General features: G+C 54.9%; 18 protein-coding genes. 12 read left to right on the forward strand and 6 right to left on the reverse strand.

The annotated features are described in order from the left end of the window. The first annotated feature begins 165 nt into the window (after nucleotides 1-165). Nucleotides 166-1788: an isovaleryl-CoA dehydrogenase gene (locus tag ACOTW6_RS14780; protein WP_213789232.1), complete on the forward strand. Its 1623-nt coding sequence runs from the start codon at nucleotides 166-168 to the stop codon at nucleotides 1786-1788. Here the strand turns inward: ACOTW6_RS14780 and ACOTW6_RS14785 are convergent. The 3 genes from ACOTW6_RS14785 to bsmA all read right to left on the reverse strand — a co-directional run bounded on the left by ACOTW6_RS14785 (nucleotide 1785) and on the right by bsmA (nucleotide 4640). Next, a complete protein-coding gene (locus ACOTW6_RS14785; RefSeq protein ID WP_047052618.1) occupies nucleotides 1785-3716 on the reverse strand; it encodes a methyl-accepting chemotaxis protein in 1932 nt (643 codons plus the stop codon). The genes ACOTW6_RS14780 and ACOTW6_RS14785 overlap by 4 nt on opposite strands. Before the next feature lie 170 nt (nucleotides 3717-3886). Next, nucleotides 3887-4162: a DUF1471 family protease activator YjfN gene (gene yjfN, locus ACOTW6_RS14790; RefSeq protein ID WP_003856009.1), complete on the reverse strand. Its 276-nt coding sequence runs from the start codon at nucleotides 4160-4162 to the stop codon at nucleotides 3887-3889. 148 nt (nucleotides 4163-4310) lie between these two features. Next, entirely contained in the window at nucleotides 4311-4640 is a 330-nt protein-coding gene (gene bsmA / locus ACOTW6_RS14795; protein ID WP_003856011.1) for a biofilm peroxide resistance protein BsmA, read from the reverse strand. Nucleotides 4641-4777: 137 nt separating this feature from the next. On the opposite strand from bsmA, the gene yjfP reads away from it, so the two are divergent. Beyond that, complete coding sequence (gene yjfP / locus ACOTW6_RS14800; protein ID WP_063624247.1) at nucleotides 4778-5500, forward strand: esterase; 723 nt, start codon at nucleotides 4778-4780, stop codon at nucleotides 5498-5500. Here yjfP and ulaR read toward each other — a convergent pair. After that, a complete protein-coding gene (gene ulaR / locus ACOTW6_RS14805; protein WP_193136417.1) occupies nucleotides 5497-6252 on the reverse strand; it encodes an HTH-type transcriptional regulator UlaR in 756 nt (251 codons plus the stop codon). The two genes, yjfP and ulaR, sit on opposite strands and share 4 nt — an antisense overlap. A gap of 110 nt (nucleotides 6253-6362) precedes the next feature. Continuing rightward, nucleotides 6363-7427: an L-ascorbate 6-phosphate lactonase gene (gene ulaG, locus ACOTW6_RS14810; RefSeq protein WP_006810379.1), complete on the reverse strand. Its 1065-nt coding sequence runs from the start codon at nucleotides 7425-7427 to the stop codon at nucleotides 6363-6365. 359 nt (nucleotides 7428-7786) lie between these two features. Here ulaG and ulaA point away from each other — a divergent pair, with 359 nt between their 5' ends. From ulaA to ACOTW6_RS14840, 6 genes are read left to right on the forward strand one after another with little or no spacing between them, the layout of a single operon-like run. Beyond that, a complete protein-coding gene (gene ulaA, locus ACOTW6_RS14815) occupies nucleotides 7787-9187 on the forward strand; it encodes a PTS ascorbate transporter subunit IIC (RefSeq protein WP_006810378.1) in 1401 nt (466 codons plus the stop codon). Between the two features lie 12 nt (nucleotides 9188-9199). Continuing rightward, entirely contained in the window at nucleotides 9200-9505 is a 306-nt protein-coding gene (gene ulaB, locus ACOTW6_RS14820) for a PTS ascorbate transporter subunit IIB (RefSeq protein ID WP_213789233.1), read from the forward strand. 9 nt (nucleotides 9506-9514) lie between these two features. Beyond that, the gene (gene ulaC / locus ACOTW6_RS14825) at nucleotides 9515-9982 is read left to right on the forward strand and encodes a PTS ascorbate transporter subunit IIA (protein WP_003856024.1); all 468 of its coding nucleotides are present in this window, start codon (nucleotides 9515-9517) and stop codon (nucleotides 9980-9982) included. 12 nt (nucleotides 9983-9994) lie between these two features. Next, nucleotides 9995-10645, forward strand: a complete 651-nt coding sequence (gene ulaD, locus ACOTW6_RS14830) for a 3-keto-L-gulonate-6-phosphate decarboxylase UlaD (RefSeq protein WP_022646832.1) — start codon at nucleotides 9995-9997, stop codon at nucleotides 10643-10645. Nucleotides 10646-10654: 9 nt separating this feature from the next. Then, complete coding sequence (locus ACOTW6_RS14835) at nucleotides 10655-11515, forward strand: L-ribulose-5-phosphate 3-epimerase (protein WP_213789235.1); 861 nt, start codon at nucleotides 10655-10657, stop codon at nucleotides 11513-11515. After that, nucleotides 11508-12194 (forward strand): L-ribulose-5-phosphate 4-epimerase, encoded by a 687-nt coding sequence (locus ACOTW6_RS14840; RefSeq protein ID WP_047052614.1) that lies wholly within the window; start codon nucleotides 11508-11510, stop codon nucleotides 12192-12194. The genes ACOTW6_RS14835 and ACOTW6_RS14840 overlap by 8 nt, the downstream gene beginning before the upstream one ends. A 134-nt stretch (nucleotides 12195-12328) precedes the next feature. Here ACOTW6_RS14840 and yjfY read toward each other — a convergent pair whose 3' ends face one another. Next, complete coding sequence (gene yjfY, locus ACOTW6_RS14845; protein ID WP_017383944.1) at nucleotides 12329-12604, reverse strand: DUF1471 family protein YjfY; 276 nt, start codon at nucleotides 12602-12604, stop codon at nucleotides 12329-12331. 340 nt (nucleotides 12605-12944) lie between these two features. Here yjfY and rpsF point away from each other — a divergent pair, with 340 nt between their 5' ends. Genes rpsF through rplI form a run of 4 tightly spaced genes read left to right on the forward strand, consistent with a single transcriptional unit; the run spans nucleotide 12945 to nucleotide 14384 of the window. Further along, nucleotides 12945-13340: a 30S ribosomal protein S6 gene (gene rpsF / locus ACOTW6_RS14850; protein ID WP_003856034.1), complete on the forward strand. Its 396-nt coding sequence runs from the start codon at nucleotides 12945-12947 to the stop codon at nucleotides 13338-13340. 6 nt (nucleotides 13341-13346) lie between these two features. Further along, nucleotides 13347-13661, forward strand: a complete 315-nt coding sequence (gene priB, locus ACOTW6_RS14855) for a primosomal replication protein N (RefSeq protein WP_003856035.1) — start codon at nucleotides 13347-13349, stop codon at nucleotides 13659-13661. 4 nt (nucleotides 13662-13665) lie between these two features. Continuing rightward, nucleotides 13666-13893 carry a 30S ribosomal protein S18 gene (gene rpsR, locus ACOTW6_RS14860; RefSeq protein ID WP_000135199.1) on the forward strand — a complete coding sequence of 76 codons (228 nt, stop codon included), beginning with the start codon at nucleotides 13666-13668 and terminating at the stop codon, nucleotides 13891-13893. Between the two features lie 41 nt (nucleotides 13894-13934). Continuing rightward, entirely contained in the window at nucleotides 13935-14384 is a 450-nt protein-coding gene (gene rplI, locus ACOTW6_RS14865; protein WP_003856039.1) for a 50S ribosomal protein L9, read from the forward strand. The last annotated feature ends 10 nt before the right edge of the window (nucleotides 14385-14394 follow it).

A 14394-nucleotide genomic window follows, 5' to 3' on the forward strand; every position in this document is an offset into this window, starting at 1 on the left:
AATTATTCAGCATTGGTGAAGTAATGAAATAGTTTATTCTTATGTTCTGTGAGCTATTTCACGAATGATATCAACACGATCGTCATCGTGTGACCCCCCTCCCATGCAGCGTGCATGCCCTCTGTCCATACTTACCTTTATTGCCAATGAAAGGAGGGAGACAGCATGCACTGGCAGACACATACCGTTTTTAATCAACCTGCACCGCTATCGAACAGCAATCTTTTTCTCTCTGATTGCGCCCTGCGCGATGCGGTAGCGCGCGAAGGGGCTGAGTGGGATGTGGATCTTCTTGCCAGCATCGGACAGCAGTTGGGTACGGCGGAGTCGCTGGAGCTGGGCAGGCTGGCGAACGTTAATCCGCCGGAGCTGCTGCGTTATGACGCCACGGGAGAGCGGCTGGACGACGTCCGCTTTCATCCGGCATGGCATCTTCTGATGCAGGGGCTTTGCGCCAACCGGGTGCACAACCTGGCGTGGGAGGAGGAGGCGCGGAAAGGATCGTTCGTCGCCAGGGCCGCGCGTTTTGTGCTGCATGCTCAGGTGGAGGCGGGAACGCTATGCCCGGTGACCATGACCTTTGCGGCCACGCCGCTGTTGCTACAGTCGCTGCCCAAACCGTTTCACGACTGGTTAACGCCGCTGATGAGCGATCGCTACGATCCCCATCTCGCACCGGGGGCGCAAAAGCGCGGCCTGCTGATCGGCATGGGGATGACGGAAAAGCAGGGCGGTTCGGACGTACTCAGTAATACCACCAAAGCAGAGAAATGCAGTGATGGCAGTTACCGGCTGGTGGGGCACAAATGGTTTTTCTCCGTGCCGCAGAGCGATGCGCATCTGGTGCTGGCGCAGGCGAAGGGCGGGCTTTCCTGCTTTTTTGTTCCGCGTTTCTTACCCGACGGGCAACGTAATGCCGTGCGCCTTGAGCGTCTGAAGGACAAGCTCGGTAACCGCTCGAATGCCAGCAGTGAGGCTGAGTTCCTTGATGCTTACGGCTGGCTGCTGGGCGAAGAGGGGGAAGGCGTCCGGCAAATTCTGAAGATGGGTGGGCTGACGCGCTTTGACTGCGCGCTTGGCAGCCACGGACTGATGCGCCGTGCGCTCTCGGTGGCGCTTTATCATGCCCATCAGCGGCAGACCTTCGGCAAAAATCTGATCGACCAGCCGTTAATGCGCGACGTGCTAAGCCGTATGGCGCTGGTGCTGGAGGGGCACACGGCACTGCTGTTCCGACTCGCCCGGGCGTGGGACAACCGCACCGACCCGCAGGAGGCCGCATGGGCGCGGCTTTTCACTCCGGCGGCAAAATACAGCGTCTGCAAAACGGGCATACCGTTTGTGGCAGAGGCAATGGAGGTGCTGGGCGGCGCAGGCTATTGCGAAGAGAGTGAGCTTCCACGGTTGTACCGTGAAATGCCCGTCAACAGCATCTGGGAAGGCTCTGGCAATATTATGTGCCTGGATGTACTGCGCGTGCTGGCGAAGCAGTCGGGCATTCTCGACCTGCTCGCCGATGATTTCGCGCAGGTCAAAGGCCAGGACAGGCATTTCGATCGCAGCTGGCGGCAGCTACAGCAGAAGCTGCGTAAACCGCAGGAAGCGCAGGGCAGGGAGATCGCGCGGCAGCTCTTTTTACTCGGGGCCGGAAGCCAGATGCTGCGGCACGCATCGCCGCCCGTGGCGCAGGCGTGGTGCCGCATGATGCTGGATACCCGAGGCGGCACGCTGATGAGCGAACAGGTGCAAACCGACCTGCTGCTGCGCGCCACGGGCCGGGTCGGTTAAGCCTTCAGCTGGAACAGGCTCACCAGCCGGGTGAGATGTGAACCCTTCTCGCGCAGCGTCTGTGCCGTCTGCTCGCTGCGTGAGATGCGATCGGCATTGATATGCGATGCCTCACCGATGTGCGTCATCGCCAGATTCACCTGACCAATCCCCGCAGACTGCTCGCGGGAGGCGTGGTTGATCTCGGTGACAAGCTGGCTGATGTTATCGATATGAACAATGATGGCATCCATCGCCAGACGCGTCTGCTCAGACAGCGCATGGCCTTCGCTCACCTTGTTCAGCGTGTCGCCAATCAACTGTTCAATCTCTTTTACCGCATTGGCGCTGCGTGCGGCCAGGGCGCGCACCTCTTGCGCCACCACTGCGAAACCTTTCCCGTGCTCGCCCGCCCGCGCCGCTTCAACCGCCGCATTGAGCGCCAGGATATTGGTCTGGAAAGCGATGGACTCAATCACGCGGGTGATGTCTTCAATGCGTTTCGATGCATCACGAATATCATCCATGGTGGAGACTGCGTGGGTCACCGTTTCTCCACCCTGATGCACCGCGCGCGAGGTTTCACCTACCAGCTGCTGAGTTTGCTCCATGTTGGCGGCATTTTGCTGCACGGTGGCGGCTAATTGCTCCATGCTGGCGGAGGTCTCCTCAACGCTGCTGGCCTGCTTGTTGATCTGTTCAGAGATCTCGCCGGTATCTGAAGCCAGCGCGTTAGTCCCCAGATGGATTTCGCTTGCGGCCTCGCGGACCTGCAACACAATTTTTTGCAGGCCGCCCCCGATCCCGTTGATGGCATCAATCAGCTGGCCGACCTCATCCTGGCGGGTTACCGGCAGGCTGGCGCGCAGATCGCCTGCGGCATACTGCCGGGCAAGCGCGATCACTGCGCGCAGTGGGCGGGTTAGCATCCGGCGAATGAGGATAACGAACAGGCCCGCGAAGAGTGCGGATAGCACCACGCCCGCCATCAGGAAGCGATCGCGCAGCGTGGTGACGCTTGAAAGCAGTACGGCTTTATCCACTTCACCCACGATGGTCCAGTTCCAGCCCGGCAGCGGCGTGTAGGCGACTTTGAGCGTACGGCCATCCGCGCTCACGCGTTCCAGCGTGCCGGCTTTATCGCTCAGAAGCTGTTGCTGTGTCGCCGTGTCCCAGTTGGGCAGTTTGCCCTCTTCGCTGGCATGGAACAGATACTGTCCGCGCGTTTTGCCGCTGCTGCGATCCAGCACAAAGAAGTGACCGCTCTCGCCCAGACGACGGTTAAGGATTTTCTCGCGCATGACGTTCCACGAATGGGTGATGTCCACGCCGACAAAGATAATCCCGATAACCTGGCCTTCCGCATTTTTAACAGGCTGGTACTGCGTGATATAGCGCTTGCCGAACAGCAGCGCGAGGCCGCGATAGACCTCCCCTTTGGTGACAGCCGCAAATGCCGGGCTGGTGGTATCAAGAACGGTTCCAATGGCGCGGTCGCCATTCTCTTTACGCAGCGACGTGGCCACGCGGATAAAATCGTTACCGCTGCGGACAAATAGCGTCGAGATGGCTCCCGTTCGGCTCAGGAAGTCATCAGAAAGCGTATTGTTTTCATGCAACTCCGTTTCGCCGCCTTTCAGCAGAGGAACGGTAAGCCCGTTTATGGTCCGGCTCTGGCTGCTGTCGCTGTTCAGCGGCTGTGGCAAAAAGGTCGTGAACAGACGGGTATAGCTTTCAACCTCTTCGCTCAGGCTGGTGTTGAACATCTCAACCATATCCACCATGCCGGTGGACTGGTTGTGCAGGTCTTCAACCGCAAGATCTTCAAGCTGCTGGCTGGCGTTGTGGCTCAACAGAAAAGTGAACAGCAAAAAAAGCGTGGCGACACTTGCACCTGTTAGCAGCGATAGCTTCGTGCCCAGACCTGCCCGGCGGAAAAAGGTGATCATAAATTGCTCATTATTGAAAAGTGATGGCTGTTCAACGGCAGAGCAGAGATAACGTTTACCTGTTTAATGTAACTGAATGTTACATGTTTGTTTTTGTTAGGTTTCGGGAGAGATAAAAAATTTGCAAAAGTGAAAAGCCACTAAAATTAAGTGGCTTTTATCGGAAGGGATTATGCATAAAGAATGGCCTGCACGCGCCAGTGATTAACATGGTGATCTTCCTGCATCTGGACGATGCGATACCAGGAAGCGCCCTGTTCATCGGCCTTCAGGGCGACGACACGTTCAACGTCTTGCGGACTCCCCGTGATATTATTGACGGAGATCTGACCAATCTCGTTCAGGCCCGTGACGCAATCCGCGCTGGCAAATTCGGCCGACTGCGCCGTGGTGCTCAGCAGGCCCGCTGAAAGCAATAGCGTCGTTAAAGCAAGGGTTCGTTTCATCGTCAGCTCCTTTTCACGTGTCTCCGGTATCCGCCGGGCAATCCTTCGCAAATAAACTCATTTCCATTGTTGCTGGCATGGAGTTTATTGTGGACAGGAAAATGTCTACGGACGCAAAGCAGTGTAAAAGTCGTTCAAATGATGATGCTTACTTACGGTACAAAATGCCCTGGGCGTACCACTGTCCCGTAATAATGGTTTCATCAATCATCGTGATGACGTAATAATCTGCTTTTGCGGCAACGGCCTGTGCTTCAATTGCGTCTTCTGCATCATCCGGGGAACCACGAACCATCGCGGATACGGTACCCAGGCGTTGTAATCCTTCCGTCTGATTACGACGAATTTCCTGAGGATGATCGGTAACCGGCGGCGCCGGTTCTGGCGTACCCTGCAATACGGAACATCCGCTGAGCAGCGAGACCAGCAATAAAGCGGTAAGCCTGCGCATAAACCTGTCTCTTTTCCTGATAGCCATAGTGTAGTTGTCTGCGAATTTAGTTTTGGGGGAATGTTCCCGAAGTGTTATCTGGGACGTAGATTTCGAATGAAAATATCGTGAAACCGTAATCCAGCTCTCAACATTATGAATCATTCATCAGCACAGGATCGACAATGATTGAAATTGAAACTCGCCAGCTGAATGAGCATGAAATCATCCATGCTTTTCCGGCTGGTAAAGGTGAACAGCCGCTGCCGACGGTAGTTTTCTATCATGGCTTTCTCTCCTCGAAGCTGGTCTACAGCTATTTTGCCGTCGCGCTGGCGCAGGCCGGTTTCCGGGTGGTCATGCCTGATGCGCCGAATCATGGGGCACGCTTTACGGGCGATGAGCAGGCGCGGCTGGGGCTGTTCTGGCAAACGCTGCACGGCAATCTGACCGAGTTCGCCGGGCTGCGTGACGCGCTCTTGCAGGCCGGGCTGGTGGAGGGGAAACGGCTGGCGGTCGCAGGCGCATCAATGGGCGGAATGACGGCGCTGGGGATCATGACCAGGCATCCGGAGGTGACGTCCGTGGCTTGCCTGATGGGATCGGGCTACTTTACATCACTGGCAAAGACGCTGTTCCCGCCGCAGGCACCTCAGGAGATTGAGACCCTGTTGTCTGAATGGGACGTCAGCCATGCGCTTTCGCAGCTGGCCGATCGTCCGCTGCTGCTGTGGCATGGGGATGCCGACGACGTCGTACCGCCCGGTGAAACGTTTCGCCTGCAACAGGCGCTACAGCGTGAAGGGCTGGACAGCAATCTGACCTGCCTGTGGGGAGCAGGTGTCCGGCACCGTATTACCCCGGCCGCGCTGGAGTCAACCGTGGAATTCTTCCGTCAGCACCTTTAAACGCGCAGCACCGTGACACCCTGATCCTCCAGCTTGCTGAGGATCTCGGGGTTGGCGTTTTTGCCGGTGATCACCATGTCGATCTGTTCTGCGCGGCTGAACAGCATGCCTGCGCGTTCACCGACCTTGCTGCTGTCGACCAGCACCACCAGCTTGCCTACCACGTTAAGCATGTTCTGCTCTGCCATTGCGGTGAGCATATCGGTTTTATACAGGCCATCCGCCGTCAGGCCTTTGCCGCTGGTAAACATCCAGTGCCCGGCGTAGAGGCTGTTTTCACTGTCCTGCGGGCTCAGGGTGATGGACTGGCTCTTGTTATACTGGCCGCCCATGATCACCACGCTTTCATGTTCCTGGTCAATGAGATAGTTGGCCAGCGGCAGATAGTTGGTAATGATTTGCACCGGCTTGCCGCACATCTCACGGCCCAGCAGAAACGCCGTCGAACCGCAGTTGATCACCACGCTCTCCCCGGGATTCACCAGCTGTGACGCCGCTCTGGCAATCCGCACCTTTTCATCGTGATTCTGCGCCTGGTGGATGTTCATCGGCGTCCAGCGTGGACGCTGCTGGCTGATGGCCTCTGCGCCGTTGCGGACTTTTTTCAGCTTGCCGCTCTCATCCAGCTTGTTGATGTCCCGCCGCGCGGTAGCGGGGGAGATCCCTAAACGTTCGATCACTTTCTCGACGGTGATAAACCCTGTTTGCGCCAGGAGTTCCAGTAAAATTTGATGCCGTTGCGCTTCCGTCATGAGCTATTCCGATAAGAATTGATTTGAAAAGATGATATTTGAAATAGCGTGAAATTACTAAAATAAAAATGACATCGCCAGACGCAGGGTCTGGCGATTGGGCCTCGGTATCAGAGGAAGGACTTGAACGGCAGGTCTGGTTCAATCGTAAAGCAATCATCGAAACCACGCGGGTAGTGGTACTCAAGATTGTCTTTATCCAGCGGCCAGGTGAACTTGCCGCCAACCTGCCAGATGAACGGCTTGAAGCCATACTTGAGGCGGTCTTTTTTCATCTCCCACAGGACGCGGATCTCTTGCGGATCGGCCTGGAAGTTTGACCAGATATCATGGTGGAACGGGATCACCACTTTGGTGTTCAGCGCTTCGGCCATACGCAGCATGTCCGCGCTGGTCATTTTGTCGGTGATCCCGCGCGGGTTTTCACCGTAAGAGCCAAGCGCCACGTCAATCTGGTGCTCGTTACCGTGCTTCGCGTAGTAGTTGGAGTAGTGGGAGTCTCCGCTGTGATACAGGGAACCGCCAGGCGTTTTGAACAGATAGTTCACTGCGCGCTCGTCCATCCCGTCTGGCAGTACGCCTGCGGCTTTTTGATCGGCAGGCAGGGTGATCAATGCGGTGCGGTCAAAGGCATCCAGCGCGTGAATCTCAATGTCTTTGATTTTCACCACGTCGCCCGGCTTCATCACGATGCAGCGCTCTTTTGGCACGCCCCAGCCAATCCACAAATCCACGCAGGTCTGCGGCCCGATAAACGGTACGTCGTCCGCGCAGTTTTGCATTACCGCTGCCGCCACGTTCACGTCGATATGATCGTTGTGATCGTGGGTAGAGAGAACGGCATCGATCTGGCGAATGGCAAAAGGATCAAGCACAAAAGGCGTGGTGCGCAGGTTCGGCTGGAGCTTTTCAACGCCGGCCATACGCTGCATCTGGTGGCCTTTTTTCATCAGTGGATTGCCGTGGCTCTGTTTGCCGGTGCCGCACCAGAAATCGACACAAATGTTGGCGCCGCCTTCTGATTTCAGCCAGATCCCGGTACAGCCCAGCCACCACATCGCAAATGTGCCAGGAGCAACCTGTTCCTGCTCGATCTCTTCGTTCAGCCAGCTACCCCACTCCGGAAAGGTACTCAGAATCCATGATTCACGGGTGATGGTTTTCACTTTACTCATCGTTTGACTCCTGGTTTTAATCAAAAGTAATCATACTGTGACTTGTTGTGATTAATGCTGGCACTGTTTGAATCGATTTGCAATGGCTGTTTTGCGGAAAATTCCCCTCGCCACATCACAGAAAAAACATCATGACGTTGTTAAGATAACCGCTACAAATGATTAATATATTGAAATTTAAGAATTTATTTATTGGGTTATATCGGTAGTGAAAATCATTACTAACACCATGGAAATAAATTTCGTGATCCGTCACAAATAATCAAATGCAATCTTGTGATGATTATTTGTGATTAATAGAGTGATGACACCAACCACACAGGGATTGCCCCTCGTGTTCTCATTTTCTGGAGAGAGTTATGGAGATCCTCTACAACGTCTTTACCGTTTTCTTTAATCAGGTAATGACCAACGCCCCGCTGTTGCTGGGTATCGTGACGTGCCTGGGGTACATCCTGCTGCGCAAAAGCGTCAGCGTGATTATCAAAGGCACCATCAAAACCATCATTGGTTTTATGCTGTTGCAGGCGGGGTCTGGCATTCTGACCAGCACGTTTAAGCCGGTTGTTGCCAAAATGTCAGAGGTATACGGCATTAACGGCGCCATCTCTGACACTTACGCGTCCATGATGGCCACCATCGATCGCATGGGAGATGCGTACAGCTGGGTTGGGTATGCGGTACTGCTCGCGCTGGCGCTGAACATCATTTACGTGCTCCTGCGCCGCATCACTGGGATTCGCACCATCATGCTCACCGGGCACATTATGTTCCAGCAGGCGGGGCTGATTGCCGTTTCTCTCTATATCTTCGGCTACCCAATGTGGACCACGGTCATCTGCACGGCAGTGCTGGTCTCGCTTTACTGGGGCATCACCTCCAACATGATGTATAAGCCAACGCAGGACGTTACGGACGGCTGTGGCTTCTCCATCGGTCACCAGCAGCAGTTTGCCTCCTGGATCGCTTACAAAGTTGCGCCGTACCTGGGCAAAAAAGAGGAGAGTGTTGAAGACCTCAAATTGCCTGGCTGGCTGAATATCTTCCACGACAACATCGTCTCCACGGCGATTGTGATGACCATCTTCTTCGGTGCCATCCTGCTCTCCTTTGGCATTGACGTGGTGCAGGCGATGGCGGGTAAAACCCACTGGACGGTCTATATCCTGCAAACCGGTTTCTCCTTCGCCGTGGCCATTTTCATCATTACCCAGGGCGTGCGTATGTTCGTCGCCGAACTGTCGGAAGCGTTTAACGGCATCTCCCAGCGTCTGATCCCTGGCGCGGTGCTGGCGATTGACTGTGCGGCTATCTATAGCTTTGCGCCAAACGCCGTGGTCTGGGGCTTTATGTGGGGCACCATCGGCCAGCTGATTGCGGTGGGCATCCTGGTGGGCTGTGGCTCCTCAATCCTGATTATTCCTGGCTTTATCCCGATGTTCTTCTCCAACGCCACCATCGGCGTATTCGCTAACCACTTCGGCGGATGGCGCGCAGCGCTCAAGATCTGCCTGGTGATGGGCATGGTTGAAATCTTCGGATGCGTGTGGGCGGTCAAGCTCACCGGTATGAGCGCCTGGATGGGCATGGCGGACTGGTCAATTCTGGCGCCGCCGATGATGCAGGGCTTTGCCTCCGTCGGGCTGGTCTTTATGGCCGTCATCATCCTGATTGCACTGACTTATATGTTCTTCGCTGGCCGTTCGCTGCGAGCTGAAGAAGATGCGGAAAAACAAACAGCAGAAGTTTCTGCTCACTAAGGAGTTTCGATTATGACCGTACGTATCCTGGCTGTGTGTGGCAATGGGCAAGGAAGCTCCATGATCATGAAAATGAAAGTGGATCAGTTTTTAACCCAGTCAAACATTGACCACACGGTGAACAGCTGCGCAGTGGGTGAATACAAAAGTGAACTGAACGGCGCGGACATCATCATCGCCTCAACGCACATTGCCGGTGAGATTAGCGTCTCGGGGAACAAATATGTGGTAGGCGTACGCAACATGCTGTCGCCTGCGGATTTTGGGCCAAAACTGCTGGAAGTGATCAAAGAACACTTCCCACAAGACGCGAAGTGAGGACGCCACATGAAACTACGTGATTCGCTGGCAGAGAATAACTCCATCCTTTTACAAGCCGAAGCCAGCACCTGGCAGGAAGCGGTGAAGCTGAGCGTGGATCTGCTGGTTAAGGCGGACGTTGTCGAGCCGCGTTATTACCAGGCCATCCTGGATGGCGTGGCGCAGCACGGTCCCTATTTTGTGATTGCCCCGGGGCTGGCAATGCCGCACGGCCGCCCGGAAGAGGGTGTCAAGAAAACCGGTTTTGCGCTGGTGACGCTGAAAACCCCGCTGGTGTTCAACCACGAAGATAACGACCCGGTCGACATTCTGATCACTATGGCAGCTGTCGATGCCAACACCCACCAGGAGGTGGGCATCATGCAGATCGTCAACCTGTTTGATGATGAAGCTAATTTTGACCGTTTACGCGCCTGCCGTACCGCGCAGGACGTGCTGGATTTAATTGATAACGCCACTGCGGCGGCCGTTTAAGAGGAATTGAAAATGTCATTACCAATGTTGCAGGTCGCGCTGGATAACCAGACTCTGTCTCACGCTTACGAAACCACCCGTCTGATTGCGGAAGAAGTGGACATCATTGAAGTCGGCACCATTCTGTGCGTGGGCGAAGGCGTTCGTGCGGTTCGTGACCTGAAGGCGCTCTATCCGCATAAAATCGTGCTGGCGGATGCCAAAATCGCCGATGCGGGCAAAATTCTCTCTCGCATGTGCTTTGAAGCCAACGCCGACTGGGTCACCGTGATCTGCTGTGCGGATATCAACACTGCGAAAGGCGCGCTGGACGTGGCGAAGGAGTTCAATGGCGACGTGCAGATTGAACTGACCGGTTTCTGGACCTGGGAGCAGGCGCAGGAGTGGCGCGAAGCAGGTATCCAGCAGGTGGTTTATCACCGCAGCCGTGATGCACAGGCCGCAGGCGTGGCGTGGGGCGAAGCCGATATCAACGCGATCAAACGTCTGGCCGATATGGGCTTCAAAGTGACCGTAACCGGTGGCCTGGCGCTGGAAGATCTGCCGCTGTTCAAGGGGATTCCAATTCACGTCTTTATTGCCGGTCGTAGCATTCGCGATGCGGAATCTCCGGTGGAAGCTGCGCGTCAGTTTAAACGCTCAATCGCTCAGCTTTGGGGTTAAGGAGCGGGTATGTTGTCAAAACAGGTCCCGCTTGGCATCTATGAAAAGGCACTCCCTGCGGGGGAGTGCTGGCTGGAGCGGTTACAGCTGGCGAAGCAGCTGGGTTTCGATTTTGTCGAAATGTCGGTGGATGAGACGGACGAGCGTCTTGCTCGCCTGGACTGGCGCCGCGACCAGCGTCTGGCGCTGGTGAGCGCCATTGCCGAAACCGGCGTGCGCGTGCCATCCATGTGCCTGAGCGCTCATCGTCGTTTTCCGCTTGGCAGCGAAGATGATGCCGTACGCGCCGAAGGGCTGGAGATCATGCGTAAAGCCATTCGCTTTGCACAGGATGTCGGCATCCGCGTGATCCAACTGGCGGGTTACGATGTTTACTATCAGGAAGCCAATGATGAAACGCGCCGTCGTTTCCGTGACGGCCTGAAAGAGAGCGTTGAGATGGCAAGCCGTGCGCAGGTGACGCTGGCGATGGAGATCATGGATTATCCGTTGATGAACTCCATCAGCAAGGCGCTGGGCTACGCGCACTATCTGAATAACCCGTGGTTCCAGCTTTATCCGGATATCGGCAACCTGTCGGCATGGGATAACGACGTACAGATGGAGCTTCAGGCGGGCATCGGGCATATCGTGGCGGTGCACGTTAAAGATACCCGTCCTGGCGTGTTTAAAAACGTACCGTTCGGCACCGGGGTGGTGGATTTCGAACGGTGCTTCCAGACGCTCAAACAGACAGGTTATTGCGGGCCTTACCTGATTGAGATGTGGAGCGAAACCGCGGACGACCCGGCGGCAGAAGTGGCGAAAGCCCGGGACTGGGTGCGCGAGCGCATGGCGCGGGCAGGGCTGATGGAGGCGGAACATGCTTAAGCTGAAACAGCAGGTCTTTGAAGCCAATATGGATCTGCCGCGCTATGGACTGGTGACGTTTACCTGGGGCAACGTAAGCGCCATCGATCGCGAGCAGGGGCTGGTGGTGATTAAGCCGAGCGGCGTGGCCTATGACGCCATGAAAGTGGACGATATGGTGGTGGTTGACCTGGAAGGACGCGTCGTTGAAGGCAAATGGCGCCCTTCTTCTGATACGGCAACCCATCTGGCGCTGTACCAGCGTTACCCGTCCCTGGGGGGCGTTGTGCATACCCATTCCACGCACGCCACCGCCTGGGCACAGGCCGGGCTGGCGATCCCTGCTTTGGGTACAACGCACGCGGATTACTTCTTCGGCGATATTCCCTGCACGCGAGCGTTAACGCAGGCTGAGGTCGAAGGAGAGTACGAACTTAACACCGGCAGGGTCATTATCGAAACGCTGGGTGAGACGGAACCACTGCATACGCCGGGTATTGTGGTGTACCAGCATGGTCCGTTCTCCTGGGGTAAAGATGCGCATGACGCCGTGCATAACGCGGTGGTGATGGAAGAGGTGGCTCGAATGGCGTGGATTGCGCGCGGCATTAACCCACAGCTTCAGGGCATTGACGATTACCTGATGAACAAGCATTTCATGCGTAAGCACGGCCCGAATGCTTATTACGGGCAGAAGTGAATAAGTGCTCTGGAATACCGAAACAGTTGTAACCGGTGGTATTCCGGAGCCATTCATAAAAAAGCCCCCTGGCAGGGGGCAAATCATATATGGCTTTGATTTTCGTTTGCTTTCCTGATGCTGGCGATAAAGCGTTACTGGTAAATATCTGCACTGGCGTGCATATTACCGTTGCTGCCGGGCTCACGTGTCAGCATGACGTGATAGTATTTTGCGCCCTGCGCATCGGTTTCTTCATTAAGCGCCTGATCTGCTTCACTTTCAGTGGCGAAGTTATGATTGATGTAAATAACGCCTAAGCTCTGCACATCATCCATGTTTCTGGCCTGTTGGCTGTCTATTCTGATGGCTGCCATCGCGTTTGCACTGAGCAAAAGCGCAGCCAAAATGGCGATTGCGATTCTTTTCATGATATGCGCTCCACGACTGCGTGCTGTGATACGGGGTAATGCTCTCCTTCTCTGTTCAGGGTTTCTGATTAAAGTGTAATCGCTACTCGGGTTGCGATGGGTGACCATTTCTGATGGTGTTGTTCAAAAAAACAGCGCTTCTGATGAGTGCGATTTTAAATCACCCACTTAGAACAGCTTTACCCTTTGTGCGAATTATTTGTGCAATCAGCTTGAGTTTCCTGGGGGGCGCAAGTATTATGACGCGTCAATTTTTCAGCCGACCTTTAACACGTTCCTTGCCTCCCCGGGCCTCGGCTGACCCAGACAGGAGGCTGAATAATCCGTAAGGAGCAATTCGATGCGTCATTACGAAATCGTTTTTATGGTCCACCCTGACCAGAGCGAACAGGTTCCGGGCATGATCGAGCGTTACTCTGCTGCCATCACTGGTGCAGAAGGCACGATCCACCGTCTGGAAGACTGGGGCCGCCGTCAGCTGGCTTACCCGATCAACAAACTGCACAAAGCACACTACGTTCTGATGAACGTTGAAGCTCCGCAGGAAGTGATCGATGAGCTGGAAACTACCTTCCGCTTCAACGATGCCGTTATCCGCAGCATGGTTATGCGTACCAAACACGCAGTGACCGAAGCATCTCCGATGGTTAAAGCGAAAGACGAGCGCCGTGAGCGTCGCGATGATTTCGCAAACGAAACCGCAGATGATTCTGATGCTGGGGATTCTGAAGAGTAATTTCTGATGACCAACCGTCTGGTGTTGTCCGGCACCGTGTGCAGGACCCCCCTTCGAAAGGTCAGCCCATCAGGAATTCCGCATTGCCAGTTCGTGCTTGAGCATCGTTCTGTGCAAGAGGAAGCCGGGTTTCACCGGCAGGCGTGGTGCCAAATGCCCGTGATTATTAGCGGACACGAAAACCAGGCCATTACTCACAGTTTAACGGTCGGTAGCGCAGTAATCGTTCAGGGGTTCATTTCTTGCCACAAGGCAAAGAACGGTCTGAGCAAAATGGTTCTGCATGCCGAGCAGATTGATTTGATAGATTCTGGAGACTAGCCATATGGCACGTTATTTCCGTCGTCGCAAGTTCTGCCGTTTCACCGCGGAAGGCGTTCAAGAGATCGACTATAAAGATATCGCAACGCTGAAAAACTACATCACCGAAAGCGGTAAGATTGTCCCAAGCCGTATCACCGGTACTCGTGCAAAATATCAGCGTCAGCTGGCTCGCGCTATCAAACGCGCTCGCTACCTGTCTCTGCTGCCGTACACTGATCGTCATCAGTAATCGGGCACGGTCCATTAATACGACTTTAAGAGGATAAGGTAATGCAAGTTATTCTGCTTGATAAAGTAGCAAACCTGGGCAGCCTGGGTGATCAGGTAAACGTTAAAGCGGGTTACGCTCGTAACTTCCTGGTTCCACAGGGTAAAGCTGTTCCAGCTACTAAGAAAAACGTAGAGTTTTTCGAAGCACGTCGTGCTGAACTGGAAGCCAAACTGGCTGACGTTCTGGCGGCTGCTAACGCTCGCGCTGAAGCAATCAACGCACTGGGCACCGTTACTATCGCGTCTAAAGCTGGCGACGAAGGTAAACTGTTCGGTTCCATCGGTACCCGCGATATCGCTGATGCTGTTACTGCGGCAGGCGTTAAAGTGGCTAAGAGCGAAGTTCGTCTGCCGAACGGCGTTCTGCGTACCACTGGTGAGCACGAAGTTGACTTCCAGGTTCACAGCGAAGTGTTCGCTAAACTGGTTGTTAACGTAGTAGCTGAGTAATTTTTTACTC

The sequence above is a fragment of the Enterobacter cloacae complex sp. IR5403 genome (genome assembly GCF_049238705.1).
Lineage (GTDB): Bacteria > Pseudomonadota > Gammaproteobacteria > Enterobacterales > Enterobacteriaceae > Enterobacter > Enterobacter hormaechei_C.

Coding starts and splice junctions, on each gene's coding strand:
- ACOTW6_RS14780 (WP_213789232.1), top strand. CDS start 166: ATGCACTGGCAGACACATACCGTTTTTAATCAACCTGCACCGCTATCG.
- ACOTW6_RS14785 (WP_047052618.1), bottom strand. CDS start 3,716: ATGATCACCTTTTTCCGCCGGGCAGGTCTGGGCACGAAGCTATCGCTG.
- yjfN (WP_003856009.1), bottom strand. CDS start 4,162: ATGAAACGAACCCTTGCTTTAACGACGCTATTGCTTTCAGCGGGCCTG.
- bsmA (WP_003856011.1), bottom strand. CDS start 4,640: ATGGCTATCAGGAAAAGAGACAGGTTTATGCGCAGGCTTACCGCTTTA.
- yjfP (WP_063624247.1), top strand. CDS start 4,778: ATGATTGAAATTGAAACTCGCCAGCTGAATGAGCATGAAATCATCCAT.
- ulaR (WP_193136417.1), bottom strand. CDS start 6,252: ATGACGGAAGCGCAACGGCATCAAATTTTACTGGAACTCCTGGCGCAA.
- ulaG (WP_006810379.1), bottom strand. CDS start 7,427: ATGAGTAAAGTGAAAACCATCACCCGTGAATCATGGATTCTGAGTACC.
- ulaA (WP_006810378.1), top strand. CDS start 7,787: ATGGAGATCCTCTACAACGTCTTTACCGTTTTCTTTAATCAGGTAATG.
- ulaB (WP_213789233.1), top strand. CDS start 9,200: ATGACCGTACGTATCCTGGCTGTGTGTGGCAATGGGCAAGGAAGCTCC.
- ulaC (WP_003856024.1), top strand. CDS start 9,515: ATGAAACTACGTGATTCGCTGGCAGAGAATAACTCCATCCTTTTACAA.
- ulaD (WP_022646832.1), top strand. CDS start 9,995: ATGTCATTACCAATGTTGCAGGTCGCGCTGGATAACCAGACTCTGTCT.
- ACOTW6_RS14835 (WP_213789235.1), top strand. CDS start 10,655: ATGTTGTCAAAACAGGTCCCGCTTGGCATCTATGAAAAGGCACTCCCT.
- ACOTW6_RS14840 (WP_047052614.1), top strand. CDS start 11,508: ATGCTTAAGCTGAAACAGCAGGTCTTTGAAGCCAATATGGATCTGCCG.
- yjfY (WP_017383944.1), bottom strand. CDS start 12,604: ATGAAAAGAATCGCAATCGCCATTTTGGCTGCGCTTTTGCTCAGTGCA.
- rpsF (WP_003856034.1), top strand. CDS start 12,945: ATGCGTCATTACGAAATCGTTTTTATGGTCCACCCTGACCAGAGCGAA.
- priB (WP_003856035.1), top strand. CDS start 13,347: ATGACCAACCGTCTGGTGTTGTCCGGCACCGTGTGCAGGACCCCCCTT.
- rpsR (WP_000135199.1), top strand. CDS start 13,666: ATGGCACGTTATTTCCGTCGTCGCAAGTTCTGCCGTTTCACCGCGGAA.
- rplI (WP_003856039.1), top strand. CDS start 13,935: ATGCAAGTTATTCTGCTTGATAAAGTAGCAAACCTGGGCAGCCTGGGT.